This window comes from Frankia sp. CcCS3 (assembly GCF_977927575.1).
In genome coordinates, this window is sequence record NZ_CDWRCL010000037.1 from 10980 (window position 1) to 24624 (window position 13645).

General features: G+C 68.8%; 13 protein-coding genes. All 13 read right to left on the reverse strand.

What is annotated here, in order from left to right; all coding sequences use genetic code 11:
* The coding region (locus AC08OQ_RS05745) for a ThiF family adenylyltransferase (RefSeq protein ID WP_476611931.1) at positions 1 to 328 on the reverse strand (328 nt) is incomplete at its 3' end.
* Positions 329 to 375: 47 nt separating this feature from the next.
* Complete coding sequence (locus AC08OQ_RS05750) at positions 376 to 996, reverse strand: iron-sulfur cluster assembly accessory protein (RefSeq protein ID WP_462202825.1); 621 nt, start codon at positions 994 to 996, stop codon at positions 376 to 378.
* Complete coding sequence (nifB, locus tag AC08OQ_RS05755) at positions 993 to 2933, reverse strand: nitrogenase cofactor biosynthesis protein NifB (RefSeq protein ID WP_476600319.1); 1941 nt, start codon at positions 2931 to 2933, stop codon at positions 993 to 995. The genes AC08OQ_RS05750 and nifB overlap by 4 nt, the downstream gene beginning before the upstream one ends.
* The gene (gene nifW / locus AC08OQ_RS05760) at positions 2930 to 3385 is read right to left on the reverse strand and encodes a nitrogenase-stabilizing/protective protein NifW (protein ID WP_476600321.1); all 456 of its coding nucleotides are present in this window, start codon (positions 3383 to 3385) and stop codon (positions 2930 to 2932) included. Before nifW ends, nifB begins: the two co-directional genes overlap by 4 nt.
* Entirely contained in the window at positions 3382 to 3618 is a 237-nt protein-coding gene (locus AC08OQ_RS05765) for a CCE_0567 family metalloprotein (protein ID WP_462186740.1), read from the reverse strand. Before AC08OQ_RS05765 ends, nifW begins: the two co-directional genes overlap by 4 nt.
* Positions 3608 to 4051 carry a NifX-associated nitrogen fixation protein gene (locus tag AC08OQ_RS05770; protein WP_011438836.1) on the reverse strand — a complete coding sequence of 148 codons (444 nt, stop codon included), beginning with the start codon at positions 4049 to 4051 and terminating at the stop codon, positions 3608 to 3610. The genes AC08OQ_RS05765 and AC08OQ_RS05770 overlap by 11 nt, the downstream gene beginning before the upstream one ends.
* The gene (gene nifX, locus AC08OQ_RS05775) at positions 4048 to 4482 is read right to left on the reverse strand and encodes a nitrogen fixation protein NifX (protein ID WP_462202828.1); all 435 of its coding nucleotides are present in this window, start codon (positions 4480 to 4482) and stop codon (positions 4048 to 4050) included. The genes AC08OQ_RS05770 and nifX overlap by 4 nt, the downstream gene beginning before the upstream one ends.
* Positions 4476 to 6122, reverse strand: coding sequence for a nitrogenase component 1 (locus AC08OQ_RS05780; RefSeq protein WP_476600323.1), 1647 nt, complete (start codon positions 6120 to 6122; stop codon positions 4476 to 4478). The genes nifX and AC08OQ_RS05780 overlap by 7 nt, the downstream gene beginning before the upstream one ends.
* Positions 6122 to 7492, reverse strand: a complete 1371-nt coding sequence (gene nifE / locus AC08OQ_RS05785; protein WP_476600325.1) for a nitrogenase iron-molybdenum cofactor biosynthesis protein NifE — start codon at positions 7490 to 7492, stop codon at positions 6122 to 6124. Before nifE ends, AC08OQ_RS05780 begins: the two co-directional genes overlap by 1 nt.
* Before the next feature lie 208 nt (positions 7493 to 7700).
* Positions 7701 to 9257 (reverse strand): nitrogenase molybdenum-iron protein subunit beta, encoded by a 1557-nt coding sequence (gene nifK, locus AC08OQ_RS05790; RefSeq protein ID WP_462202829.1) that lies wholly within the window; start codon positions 9255 to 9257, stop codon positions 7701 to 7703.
* Positions 9258 to 9324: 67 nt separating this feature from the next.
* Complete coding sequence (gene nifD, locus AC08OQ_RS05795) at positions 9325 to 10785, reverse strand: nitrogenase molybdenum-iron protein alpha chain (RefSeq protein WP_462186746.1); 1461 nt, start codon at positions 10783 to 10785, stop codon at positions 9325 to 9327.
* 43 nt (positions 10786 to 10828) lie between these two features.
* Positions 10829 to 11692 (reverse strand): nitrogenase iron protein, encoded by an 864-nt coding sequence (gene nifH, locus AC08OQ_RS05800; protein WP_476604661.1) that lies wholly within the window; start codon positions 11690 to 11692, stop codon positions 10829 to 10831.
* A 200-nt stretch (positions 11693 to 11892) separates the two neighbouring features.
* A complete protein-coding gene (gene nifV, locus AC08OQ_RS05805) occupies positions 11893 to 13098 on the reverse strand; it encodes a homocitrate synthase (protein ID WP_476604660.1) in 1206 nt (401 codons plus the stop codon).
* Positions 13099 to 13645: the final 547 nt, after the last annotated feature.

Consider the following 13645-nt stretch of genomic DNA (forward strand, 5'->3'; position numbering starts at 1 on the left):
CCCGGTCGGGCCGCATCAGGGTCTGCCGGTTGAGGTCCGGCTCCTCCAGAACGCCCGGATGGACCAGGATCAGCCGGCCGATGCCGGCGGCGGCCAGGTAGGTCGCCGCCGCTCCGCCGACCCCGCCTACCCCCGCCACCAGGACGGTCGCGCCGCTGAGCCGCCGCTGAGCGGACACTCCGAAGCCCGGGATACCCAACTGCCGCTCGTACCGTCGATGCGGGTCGAAGACGGACGGCGCCTGCCGACGGGATGGGTACGGTGCCGGCGGCCCGGCGCAGATGGACCCCAGCAGACGCGGGTGGGAACGGAATCGGGCGGTGACCATCGGGCGCTCCCCGGGTTAGGCCGAACAGGTGATCAAGTAGTGCGCTGTCAGGACACCAGCGCGACCCGGCCGATCTCGGGCAGGGCCTCCTTCAACCGGCTCTCGATGACGCCGGTCAGGGTCGCGGTGGCGCTGGAGCACCCGCCGCAGGCTCCGGTAAGGCGCAGGTGCACCTCCGCCGTCCCGGGCTCGCCGTTGCCGGCGAGGGTCGCGATGACCTCGGCGTCCCCGCCGTCTCCCCGCAGGAAGGGCCGGATCTCCTCCATGATCTCTTCGACCTGCTCGCGCAGGCGGGCGTCCGCGGCGGTGCGCTCGGTGGAGTCCGAGGCACCGAAGGACGTCCCGCAGCCGCAGGAGCTGGTCGCGTTCGGGTTATGGAAGGTGAACCCGGAGGAGGTCAGCGTCTCGGTGTAGTCCACGCGCAGCCCGCGCAGCAGGTGAACCATCGACGAGTGGACGACGACGTCGAAGCCGTCCTGGCCGACGACGACGTCCTCGGCCTCAGCGCCGGGGACGAGCGCCAGGTTGTAGATGAAGCCGGCGCAGCCACCGGGGTCGACGCCGATCCGCAGGCTGAACCCGCTCGTGCCGGGAGTCGAGGCGAGCAGGTGACGGACCTGCTTCACGGCCCGGTCGGTCAGTTCGACGGTGGGGGTGGTGGCGCTCATCGGACGGCAACCTCCGCTTCGGCACGATGTGCAACAAGGCGGGAGCCGACCTCGGCCACCGCCTTCTCGATCAGGTCGTAGAGCTCCACCGGTTCGATCCCGGCGTTCTCGAGCGCCTCGCGCGGCCCGAGGCCGATCTTGCTGCACAACACCGCCGCGCAGTCGGACAGCATCGCGACCGTCTTGTCGAGCTTGGAGGCGTCCTCGTCGCAGTCCGACGGGCCGTTGCAGTAGCGGTCCACGTCGCGGGTCTGCACGAGCCGGGCCCAGCCCGGACCCCCCTCGTAGATCCAGAACTCGGTCGCGTGACCGAAGTGCTGGTTCACCACGCCGCTGCCCTTGGTCGCGACAGCGACGAGCACGACGTCCTCCGGGCGGGCGTTCCCCGGGCGGGCCCCGGCCGGGGTGCCCTCATCGGGGGATGCGCCCGGGCCGGAGGGAATGACCGCGCCGGTCGAGATGTTCAGCGCTCCCCGGGTGGCAGCAACCTCGGAGCGCCACCGTTCGATCTCGCTGTGCGTCTGCCGGCGGCCTTCGAGGTCGTAGTCGATCTCACGGCCACGGAACGCCTCGGGGGTGAACTCCTCACCCCGGTCCTCACCGAGCAGGCCGACGGCGTCGGCGCGGCACTGCCGGCAGTGCCGCATCATGTTCATCTCGGCGCCGTCGTCCTGCTCGCAGCGGTCCTGCAGCGCCTTGAGCTCCTGCGGGGTGGGGCCGCGCTGCCCGGTCAGGCCGAAGTGGGTGCCGTGCTCGGGCGCCGACACCAGCGGCATCACGTTGTGCAGGAAGGCACCGAGCTCCTTGACCTTCCGGGAGACCTCGACGAGATGGTCATCGTTGACCCCGGGGATCATCACCGAGTTGACCTTGCAGAGGATCTTCCGCTCGGTGAGCATCGCCAGGCCCTCGAGCTGGCGCTCGGAGAGGATCCGGGACGCCTCCCGGCCGGTGTACCGCTTGCCGCGGAAGGCGACCCACGGGTAGATCCGCTCCCCGGCCTCGGGGTCGATCATGTTGATCGTGATGGTGACGTGGTCGACGTTCAGCTCGGCGATGCGGTCGACGTGGTCCGGCAGGGTCAGCCCGTTGGTGGACAGGCAGAGCTTGATGTCCGGGCAGTCCCGGGCCACCAGTTCCATCGTCCGGAAGGTCGGCTTCGGGTTCGCCAGTGGGTCGCCGGGACCGGCGATCCCCAGCACGCTCATCTGCTTGATCTCGCTGGCCACCAGCTTGACCTTGGCGAGGGCGTCCTCGGGGGACAGCAGGGTGCTGGTGACGCCGGGACGGCTCTCGTTGGCGCAGTCGAACTTGCGGTTGCAGTAGTTGCACTGGATGTTGCAACCCGGGGCGACCGCCACGTGCATCCGGGCGTAGTACTGGTGGGCCTCGGCGCTGTAACAGGGATGGTTGGCGATCTTCTCCGCAATCTCCGGGTCCCGCACCGGAGCGCTGGTGCCACAGCTGGACTTGCTCGCGCAGCCGGCGGCGGTGTCGGGCGCCAGCTCGGTGGCCTGCCGGGGGATCTCGCCTGCCAGGTCGGTGGGCAGCAGCGGCAGGCTGACGGGGGTTGCCTTCACGACCGCCCTTCCTTCCCCCCGGGCGGTCGCCGTGCCGGTCGCCGGAGCGGTCGCAGAGGAGGTCGCGGTGGTCGCCGCGGCGGGTGCGGCGGTGCCGGCGGCGACAGCCGCCGCCTGCTGCCACTGCTCGGGGGAGACGAGCTCACGTTCCAGCGCGCCGACGATGCGGCCGTGGTCGAACGCCACCGCGTACACGATGTGTTCCTGCAGGTAGAGGCCGACGTTGATGACCTGGCCACGGGTGCCGGCCTCGACGAGGATCTCACCGACAGCGATCGCCGGGTCCGGGTACGTGCCGTCGTTACGCAATGCCTTGACGGCGACCACGAGGTCGCCGACGTCGTAGGTACTGTTCATCGGGTTCCACCCAGGTAGTCGGCGGACGTGGCGGCGTGGTGCGGCCAGGCGGACTGGGACGGCTCCACCGGGTCGGCTGGCCCCGACGGCTGGGGCACCGTCGGGGCCAGCCGCTCGACGGTGATCGACGACGCGGGCACGAACGACTCCTGCGGCGCGCGATCCTGCAGCACCTTGAACAGGCGATGGTCCAGGGCGGAGGCGGCGGTGAAGGCCTGGTAGGAGCGGACAAGCGCGTCGCGGTACTCCCGCAGCAGCTCCACCGGGTTCCCGACCTCGGTCCGGGTGTTGTGCAGCTCGACCAGCTGGTTGGCGAAGTACCGGAGGATGTGCAGCCGGTTGACGGCCAGGACCCGCGGGTCGTAGTCGACGTCCAGCAGGGTGAAGTACTCCTCGGCGGTGGAACAGCGGCGGACTTCCGCCAGCTGGCCGGCGGCCGTGCTCACGCTCATCGCGATGTCTCCTTCTCGAGCAGGCCCTCGAGGAGGGCGATCTCCGCATAGGCGTCGTAGGTCCGGCGGGCGACGTCGAGCAGGCCCTCCCAGCCGATCGGGAGGTCCTCGGCGAGGTCGTGCAGGTCGAGCTTGAGCTGGGAGGCCCGGCTACGAAGCTTGCGCAGCCGCAGCTCGGTGTCGGCCGGGGCGCCCCCGGCCGGGGTGTCGGCGGCTTGGGCGTCAGGAGTCATCGCGGGCCACCTCGTTCCATCGTTCGATCTGCTTGGTCGCACCGGTCACCAGCGACTCGCCCCGGGCGGAGAGCTCGTCCATGGAGCCGAAGCCGAACCGCTGCACGTCCCGCAGCGCGTCGGAGAGGACGACGAGCCGCCCGGCACAAATGATCACGCGCCCGAACCCCTCGTGACTGAGGTCGAGCACGGTGGTGGTGAACGCCCCGGTCGCCTTCTCGGTGGCCGCCGCGACCGCCTGGTAAAAGGAGCGCACCCGGCCCTCTACGGCGGCGTCGATGTCGCAGTTCACCGCGATCTCGCGGCGCTGCTCCCGAGTGACGATGAACGGGCGGAGCAGGTCCTCGTCGGAGAACCGTTCCAGTTGGCCGTAGGTGTCCCCGGCGCGCAGCTGGTCGACCAGGTCGCCGAGGAAACCGGTCTTCGCGGTCATGCCGCGTCCCCCTTGGGCTTCAGGGCCGTGGCACCGCCGCGGGTCCAGGTCGCCGCCGGCTGCGGCTCGTGGGACCGCAGCACCTTGCGCAGCCAGGGCGGCGGATTGCCGGCCAGCGTCGAGGTGTAGCGGCGGAGCAGCTCGGGGATGGCGGTGCCCTTGACCACCTTCACCGGGTGAATCCGGGCCTTCACCACCTTCGCCGCGGCCGTCCCGCCGATGTCACTGATGTTGAGGATCGCGCAGTCCGAGACCGCGGCGAGCCTAGATTCGATCTTGTCCTGTTCGTCCGTCGGCGCCGCGTCGAGCGCGCGGGTCTCCAGGAACCTGGATCCCTCGGGGCCGACCTCGTACACGTCGAACCGTTGGCACCACCCGAAATGCTGATCCACAGCGGTGCCGTCGCTGGTCGCGAAGGCGATCTTCAACACGGAGACTCCTGGAACAGGTTGTCGAGTTGATCGGGTTCACCCGCGGAGCCGGGCTGGGTGGGGATCTCGGCCCGGTGGGCGGGCTGCCCATCCGCGCCGGGCACGGAGAACCTCCGCCCGGGACGGCGATGCACGTGCTCGTGATCGAGTAGACGATTCGCGGCTTCGATGAGCAGGCGCAGGCTTCCGGCGTACCCGGCGGTACCGGCCAGCGCCGCGCCGAGCCGATCGAAGATCGGGAAGCCGACGGGCAGGTGCGCGGCACCGATCCGGTCGGCGACCTCGCGGGCATGGCTGGAACCGAGGACGAGGTGCGCACCGCCCGCCCGGGCCCGTTCGGCGAGGTCGGTCAGATCGCCGACGACGACCTCGTCCCAGGGCGCGTCCGCGAGGACCGGCGCGCCGGTCGGGGACACCGCCGCCACAACCTCGGCCCCGACGTCGTGCAGCAGGGAACCGACGGCGACCAGGGTCTCCGGCTCCATTGCCAGCGCGACCCGGGCGCCGCCGAGGACGAAGTGCGTATCGAGCAGACCGTCGGCGAGCCGGGCCCGGGCCTGCCGGACCCGGGTCGGCGCGGACGCTCCGGTGAGTTCGATCAGCTCGGTGACCAGGGCGTCCATCTCCGTCAGCCCGCTGAGATGACGGTGGCGGAAGATCCGGGCGCCGGTCCGGGCGGCGAGCAGGTCACCGGCCGCCGCCGCGGTCGCACCCGCAACGAGCACGGCCCGCGACCGACCGAGGGCCCGCAGCCGCGCGAGCCCGGTGCCGCCGGTCGTCGTGGGCTGCCAGGCGGGGGCCAGGTGCCCGTCCACCGATCCGGACAGGTCGGGGACGAGTACCGGGTTGAGCCCGAACGCGCGAATCAGCTCACCGAGCTCGTCGAGGTCGGCCGCCGTCAGGGATGGGCCGACCAGGACCGCGAGCTGGCGCGGATCCAGATCGCCATCGTCCGCCGCCGCCACCCGCCGGGCGGCGGACCCCAGGGACCTGGCGGACCCAGCAGCCTCGGCGGACCCAGCGGTAGTGAGATGCGTTACGGGAGCGCTGGCCGCGATGAAGGCGGTGCGCCCGGTAAAATAGTTCGCTTCGGAAGGCTCCGTTTCGGAATGCTCTGCCGGCACCACCGCTCGGACCAGCGCCTCCAACGCGGCCGACCAGCCGTCGGACAGCCCACCGATGAAGTCCGGGGTGGAGACCCCGACGATCAGCGGGGCCCCGCTGGGGGCGGAGTCGTTCGCCCCCGCCTCCGGCCCGCTCGAGTCGGTCTCGTCCCAGGCCGAGAGGTACTTGCGCAGCTGGCCGCCGACGTCTTCGCCGCTGACCTCGGTGACTCCTGTGGTGAGCAGGCCGATAATCTCCGGCCGCTGCTTCTTCCGGATGGCATCGAGCGTCTCCACCATCGCCTCACCACTGCCGAGGACCGCGGTCACCTCGGTGATCGCGGTGGTCTGCAGCGGGATCGGCTCGTTGAAATGCCGGGTGAGCAGGGCCTTGGCGAACGACGCGCACCCCTGCGCACCATGCATGATCGGCAGCGAGCCGGCGAGGCCCAGGAAGACCAGCGCACCCCCGAGCGGCTGGCTGTGCTTGAGCGGGTCGATCGCCGCCTGCCGCTCTCCGGTCACGACCTCGGCCATCAGCGGGCTCCAACCAGGTCCCAGGGAGCGGGCCGGCTGACCTGCTCCCAGACCGGGCTCGCGATCGCCATGTCGAGGCGCCGGGCGAGCTCGACCATCCCGGTGTAGCCGGCGTAGGGGATGTGCCGCTCCTGGTTGATATCGAGGAACGGCAGCCGGCCCTTCAGCGCGGTGTACTGGTTGCGGCCGCCGGCGACGAGGATGTCCGCCCCGGTCTGCTCGGCGACCCGCAGCAGCTCGCGCGGACTGCCCTCTTTGATCATCTTTGCGTCGCCGAGCAGCTCGCGGATCTTGTCCACGTCGCCGTCGGAGCTCTTGGTGATGCCGCTGCCGACCACCTCGATGCCGAGGTCCTGCAGCGCGGACACGATCGACCAGCTCTTGACCCCGCCGGTGTAGAGCACCGCCTTGCGCCCGGCGAGCCTGCGCCGGTACGGCTCAAGTGCGACGGCGACGGCCGCCTCCTCGACAGCGATGAGCTCCTCCGCGCGGCGGGAGAGCTCGTCGTCCTCGAGCAGGCGGGCGAAGCCGCGCAGGGTGTCGCCCATCTCCCGGGTGCCGTAGAAGCTGCCCTCGAACCACGGGATCCCGTAACGTTCCTGCAGGCCACGGGCGAGTCCGAGCAGCGCGCGCGAGCAGACCACCATCGTCGCCCTGGCCCGATGGGCCGCGGCGACGTCACGGTAGCGGGCATCACCGCTGATGCACGCCTGCACCCGGAGGCCCAGCCGGGACAGCAGCGGCAGGACGTCCCACAACTCCCCGGCGATGTTGTACTCACCAATCAGGTTGACGTCCCGGTCGGTGGTGAGCTCCGGCTCGACGGTGCCGATCACGTGGTCGAGCAGGGCCTGGCCGGCGAGCCGGTTGCCGAGGTTCTTGCTGCCAACGAACCCGGGCGAGTGGATCGGGATCACCGGCACCCCGGACTCGGCGGCGGCCGCCGCGCACACCGCGTCAAGATCGTCTCCGATCATCGCGGTGACGCAGGTCGAATAGACGAAGACCGCTGGCGGCGAGTGCCGCTCGACGACCTCCAGGATGGTGTCGAACAGGCGCTGTTCCCCCCCGAGCACCACGTCGTTCTCGGCCATGTCGGTGGTGAAGCCGTGCCGGTAGAGCACCGGCCCGGACGACAGGCTGCCCCGGCCGTCCCACGAGTTGCCCACGCAACCGATCGGGCCGTGGACCACGTGAGCGCAGTCGGCGATCGGGACGAGGGTGATCATGGCTCCGTCGAAGGCACAACCTCCGGAAGTGCCCCCGGGCTTGGGTTTGGGACAACCCGCCTTGCGGGCCTTGGTGGTCTTGGCGTTGTTGTGGTTACAGGCCGGTTCGGTGAACAGCGCGACGCGTTCTGTGGCTGCCATGGGCCATCCTCGGAAGGACGCGGTTCTACGGGCACGGTTCTTGAAAGAGGTGGGACGGGGGCGAGGGGTCGATCGATCCGGGAGGTGATCGATCGACCCCACGGCGGGGTGGTCGGCCGGTCGCAGGGAGCGCGGTGGGCGCGGCCGGCCGACCACGTTCAGATCCGGCCGGGAGCCGGACCGACCACAGTTGTGCCCGGTCGGACGCTCAGCGGACGACGTCGAAGCTGTGGTCGGGGCTGGTGCGGTCCAGCTCGTCGAGCACCGTGTTGACGAGCTGGGTGAGCAGGTGCAGACCGCCGGTGTAGCCGACGATCGGGAAGCGGTGCAGGTGGTGCCGATCGAAGATCGGAAAACCGACCCGGACCAGCGGCACGTTCGCCTCCCGGGAGATGTACTTCAGGTACGAGCTCCCGATGAGCAGGTCGACCGGCTCGGTAAAGACCAGCGACCGCAGGTGCCAGAGGTCCTTGCCCGGCCAGACGGTCGCCGCCTCGCCGAACTTGCTGGTCGAGAGGACCTTCTCCAGCCTGGGCGCGAAGGAGTTGTCGGCGTTCGTGCTCAGCAGGTGGACCGGGATCATCCCGAGTTCGAGGGCGAAGCCGGTCATCGCGATGACGAGGTCAGGGTCACCCGCGATGGCGACCCGCTTGCCGTGCAGATAGGCATGCGAGTCGGTGAGCGCGTCCACCAGGCGGCCACGCTCGGCGGTGAGCTCGGCCGGGATCTCGACCTCCGCCAGGCGGGCCACCTCGGTCAAGAAGCGGTCGGTGTTCTTCACCCCGATGGGGGTCTCGAGCACCACCGTCTCCTGCTTCCACCCGTCCCGGACGAACTCCGTCGTCTTGCGGGTGGTGGTCTCCTGAAGCATCACGGTAGCGCGGCTGAACCGAGCTGTGGCGGCCTCGGCGAGCGGGGTACCACCTGGGTAGAGCTCGTACTCACCCGTCGCCGGCGAGTCCAGGGAGCTGCTGTGGTCGCCCAGGATCAGGGGGTCGACACCCATCAGCTCGAGGATGCGGCGGTACTCGCGGTGGTTGCCGACGTAGGTCTCGAAGCCGGGCACGATGTTCAGCCGGGGCTTCCCGGGGGACTCGACCTTGTCGGCGTCCGCCGTCTTGCCCAGGAGGTCCAGGATGCCCTTGAGCATGCTGTCGTAGCCGGTGAGGTGTGAGCCCACGAAGCTCGGCGTGTGCGCGTACGGCACCGGGTAGTCGGCGGAGATCGCGCCCCTGTCCCGCGCCGCGCCGATGTAGGCGAACAGATCCTCCCCGATCACCTCGGCCATGCAGGTGGTGCTGACCGCGACCATCTTGGGCTTGTACAGGGTGGTCGCGTTCTCGAGCGCCTCGACCAGGTTGTTCAGCCCTCCGAAGACGGCGGCGTCTTCGGTCATCGACGAGGATGCCGCCGGGACGGGCTCCTTGAAGTGCCGGGCGAAGTGGCTGCGGAAGTAGGCGACGCAGCCCTGCGAGCCGTGCACCAGGGGCATGGTGCCCTCGAAGCCGAGGCCGGCCAGGACCGCGCCGAGCGGCTGGCACGCCTTGGCCGGGTTGACGGTCAGCGCCTCCCGGGCGAAGTTCTTCTCCCGGTACTCCCAGCCGCGGGTCCACTCCAGGACCCGGGCTACCTCGGCGGCGTCGCTGCCGTTCTCGAACTCGCGCTTGCCCTCGAACTGCTCCTGGTAGACCTCGTCCTTGAACAGCTCGCTGTGGTCGAGGACCCGCAGCGGGACGGAACTGTTTGTTTCCGGAGTCGTCGTCACCGGACATCCTCCCTTCTACCGTGGCTGATGACTGCCGGCTACCGCCGGCGGGAGCCGGACCGGCCGGTCAGAACACCTCTCCGGCCTTCGACCAGGGGGTCTCCAGGAGGTCCCAGGTCGGGCTGTTGATCGCAATGTCCATGTCACGGGCGAAGACCGCGAAGCCGTCCACGCCGTGGTATGGCCCGGAGTAGTCCCAGGAGTGCATCTGGCGGAAGGGGACGCCCATCTTGTGGAAGACGTACTTCTCCTTGACGCCCGCGCCCATCAGGTCCGGCTTGAGCCGCTTGGCGAACTCCTCCAGCTCGAAGGCCGTCGGGTCGTCGTAGAGGACCACGCCCTCCGCGAGAGCGGGGTAGGTGCGGGTGTAGTCGTCCTTGTGCGCGAACTCGTAGCCGGTGCCGACGACCTCCATGCCGAGGTCCTCGTAGGCACCGATGGTGTGCCGGGGCCGTAGTCCGCCGACCGCGAGCATGACCCGCTTGCCTTCCAGGCGCGGCCGGAAGGCGTTCGTGATCTCGTCGAATCGGACCTGGTAGCGGGCGATCGCCGCCTCGGTCTTCTGCTTGATCTCGTCGTCGAAGAAAGCCGCGATCTTCCGCATCGAATCGACGATCTTGGTGGGACCGAAGAAGTTGAACTCGGTCCACGGAGTGCCGTAGCGCTCCTCCATGGTTGTGCAGATGTAGTTCATCGACCGGTAGCAGTGGATCAGGTTCAGCTTCGACAGGTGCGTCGAGGCCATCTCGTTGATCGTGCCGTCACCGGACCACTGGGCGATGACCCGCAGGCCCATCTCCTCCAGGATCTTCCGGGAGGCCCAGGCGTCGCCGCCGATGTTGTAGTCGCCGATGAGCGCGACGTCATACGGCGTCTGCTTGAAGGTGTTCCCACCGGTGCCCAGCACGTGGTCGCGGACCGCGTCGTTGGCGATGTGGTGGCCGAGGGACTGGCTGACCCCGCGGAACCCCTCGCAGCGCACCGGGACGACTGGCAGCTCGAGCTTCTTCGAGGCCTTGCGGGAGACCGCCTCGATGTCATCACCGATCAGACCAATCGGGCACTCGGACTGGACCGAGATCCCCTTGGCCAGCGGGAACAGCTCGGTGATCTCGTCGCAGACCGTCTCTAGCTTCGGGTCACCGCCGAAGACGATGTCCTTCTCCTGGAAGTCGGTCGTGAACTGCATCGCGGCAAAGTTGTTCACACCCCAGGGGCCGCGGGCGTAGTTGCGCCGGGTGGCCCAGGAGTACTGGCCACAGCCGACCGGGCCGTGGCTGATGTTGACGATGTCCTTGACCGGGCCCCACACCACGCCCTTGGAACCGGCGTAGGCGCAGCCGCGGATCGTCATGACCCCCGGGCGGGATTTGATGTTGGACTTGACCTCGCACTCCTTCGACCCATCGGGGTCGTTGGCCTTGAGGTGCTTGGCCCGGAACTTGGCCGTCTTCGCGGGGTAGTTCGACAGCACCTCGGCGATCATCGCCTCGGTCTCGGCCTTGATAGGTGCCGGCGTCGTCGTCATGGTCGGGACCTCATCCTCGACGGAGTCGGAGCAGGTGACAGGGTCAGGCGACAGCGGCGGCCTTGCCGATGATGGTCTCGTCCTCCTGCTCCATGATCCCGAACTCGATGAGGAGCTCCTCGAGCTCGTCCATGGTGATCGGCGTCGGGATGGTCTTCATGTCGTTGTCGACGATCTTCTTGGCGAGCTGCCGATACTGGTCGGCCTGCTCGTTCTTCGGGTCGTACTCGATGACCGTCATCCGGCGCAGCTCGGCGTGCTGCACGACGTTGTTACGCGGGATGAAGTGGATCATCTGGGTGTTGAGCCGGCGGGCGAGCTCGATGATCAGCTCGTCCTCGCGGTCGGTGTTACGGCTGTTGCAGATGAGCCCGCCGAGCCGGACACCGCCGGAGTGCGCGTACTTGAGGATGCCTCGGGCGATGTTGTTCGCCGCGTACATCGCCATCATCTCGCCGGAGGTGACGATGTAGATCTCCTGCGCCTTGCCCTGGCGGATCGGCATCGCGAACCCGCCGCAGACGACGTCACCGAGGACGTCGTAGGTGACGAAGTCGAGGTCCTCGTAGGCGCCGGCTTCCTCCAGGTAGCTGATGGAGGTGATGACACCGCGGCCGGCGCAGCCCACACCGGGCTCCGGGCCGCCGGACTCGACGCACCTGATGCCCCACTGGCCCTCGACCAGGACCTCGTCGAGCTCTAGGTCCTCGACCGAGCCCTTCTCGGCGGCCAGCTGAATGACGGAGGTCTGGGCCTTGGAGTGCAGGATGAGCCGGGTCGAGTCGGCCTTGGGGTCGCAGCCAACGATCATGACCTTCTTGCCTATCTCGGCCATCGCCGCCATGGTGTTCTGCTGGGTGGTGGACTTGCCGATACCACCCTTGCCGTAGAACGCGATCTGGCGCATGCGGTGTTCCTCCTCGGAACGGTTGCCCAGCACAGGGGGCACCGGTGCCACGACCACGCCGATCGGGCAGGTCGGGCCGCTGGGCCCCTGGGCTGGAGTCATGCCGCCGGCCGGGTTTGGCCAGGACATCGGCACAACCGTTAGTTGTTGATCGACCCCGTTGCGTCTGCCAGCCGGGTCCGGTCCCTGCCGGACCAGGCCTAGGACGGCGGGGCCTCCACTCGGGGGGCCGGCACTTCGGCCCGCCCGAGAAGTTCCTGGAAGTCACGGCCGTGCAGGCCGCGCTTCGTCTGGGTCGCCGTGGCCCGGACCCGCTCAAGCAGCGGCTCGATCTCGCTGTCGTCGGCGGTGATGCCGTACTGGGCCAGCGCGTGACGCACCGAGGCCCGGCCGCTGTGCTTCCCGAACGCGAGCCGCCGTTGCCCGCCTACTTCGGCGGGGTCGAACGGCTCGTAGGTCGACGGGTGTCGCAGCACGCCGTGGACGTGGATCCCCGACTCGTGCGCGAACACCGACTCACCGACCACCGCCTTGCCCACCGGCAGCGGGCGGCAGGCGGCCCGGGCCACCATCCGCGCGAGCCTGCGGAACGAGGTGGTGTCCAGGTCCACCGGCACCTTCAACAGGTGCCGCAGGGCCATCGCCACCTCCTCCAGCGGGGCGTTGCCGGCCCGCTCCCCCAGACCCAGCACCGTGGTGCTAACCCAGGTGAATCCGGCCTGAACCGCGGCGATGGTGTTCGCGGTCGCCAGACCGAAGTCGTCGTGGGCGTGGATCTCCCACTCCCCCGGGACCGCCTGGACCAGCCGGCCGAGCCGGGTGTAGGCGCTGACCGGGTCCAGCAGACCGACCGTGTCGGCCCAGCGGATCCGGGTGGCACCCCACTCGCGCAGCTCGCCGGCCAGCTCGATGACGAAGTTGTCGTCCGCGCGGGAGGCGTCCTCCAGGCCGACGCTAAACCGCAGCCCGCGGTCGGCCGCGTCGAAGACGCAGTCGCGGATGCGGCGCCGCGCCCATCCCCGGTCCCGGCCCAGCTTGCTCTTCAGATGCAGATCGGAGACGGGAATGGTTAGGTGCGCAGTGACAATTCCGCAGGACACCGCGGCATCGATGTCGCGGCGGTCGGCCCGGCACCACGCCACCACGCCGGCCTGAGGCTGCGTCGCGAGGATCTCCCGCAGGACATCCCGTTCGGCGGGTCCCATGGCAGGTATTCCGGCCTCGATCTGGTGTACGCCGATAGCGTCCAGAGCAGCGGCGATGGCAAGTTTCTCGGCTGCGGTGAATGCCACCCCAGGCGCCTGCTCGCCGTCGCGCAGGGTGGTGTCGCAAAACCTGACCGGCGCGGCCGGCTCGACCGTAGGCGTGGATGAGCTGGGAAAACGGGGACCGGGCACTGTCATCACCAGCCGTCGATCGAGAACAGAAGGCCATGGGCTCGCCCCGAACAGTGGTTCTCCGTTTGTCCGGTGGCGACACGAAGAACACTAGGAGCCGTTTATTTCAGCCCTGCAAGCCCCGGTAACTTCGGCGTTAACAGGTATTCCGTCGGGATGGCTGGAAGCTTCTCCCGAAAGATACCACGAAGGATATTTGCAAGGAAAAATCTTTAATTAAAATTTTCCTGGAAACTTTCCCTCGTGGCGCCGCCCACATAGCTCCGGGCGCGCCGCCGAAGTGGTCCGGAGCACACGGTACGCCAGGAAGATCGCCCGATTACGGGGATCCCCCGATCCGCCGGAGCGGTGTAGATGACGGTAGCAAACGCCCCGTGCAGATGAGATGTTATCGGAACATTCGAACAAGAGTTTCAGCGAGGTACCTGCCGTGTTACGTACAGATGTCGGCGCTATCGATGCTGGTCACGGCGGATGAACAAGATGACTCACATTCATGTTGGCAGCTTCCCGGGTAAACATTCACCTGCTTTAGCGATCTTGCTGTGGGTGACGG

Bases quoted from the DNA above. Each gene is read 5' to 3' on its own strand.
- nifD (WP_462186746.1), bottom strand. From the start codon at position 10,785: ATGACGACGACGCCGGCACCTATCAAGGCCGAGACCGAGGCGATGATC.
- nifE (WP_476600325.1), bottom strand. From the start codon at position 7,492: ATGGCAGCCACAGAACGCGTCGCGCTGTTCACCGAACCGGCCTGTAAC.
- AC08OQ_RS05770 (WP_011438836.1), bottom strand. From the start codon at position 4,051: ATGACCGCGAAGACCGGTTTCCTCGGCGACCTGGTCGACCAGCTGCGC.
- nifW (WP_476600321.1), bottom strand. From the start codon at position 3,385: ATGAGCGTGAGCACGGCCGCCGGCCAGCTGGCGGAAGTCCGCCGCTGT.
- AC08OQ_RS05780 (WP_476600323.1), bottom strand. From the start codon at position 6,122: ATGGCCGAGGTCGTGACCGGAGAGCGGCAGGCGGCGATCGACCCGCTC.
- nifH (WP_476604661.1), bottom strand. From the start codon at position 11,692: ATGCGCCAGATCGCGTTCTACGGCAAGGGTGGTATCGGCAAGTCCACC.
- AC08OQ_RS05765 (WP_462186740.1), bottom strand. From the start codon at position 3,618: ATGACTCCTGACGCCCAAGCCGCCGACACCCCGGCCGGGGGCGCCCCG.
- nifB (WP_476600319.1), bottom strand. From the start codon at position 2,933: ATGAACAGTACCTACGACGTCGGCGACCTCGTGGTCGCCGTCAAGGCA.
- AC08OQ_RS05750 (WP_462202825.1), bottom strand. From the start codon at position 996: ATGAGCGCCACCACCCCCACCGTCGAACTGACCGACCGGGCCGTGAAG.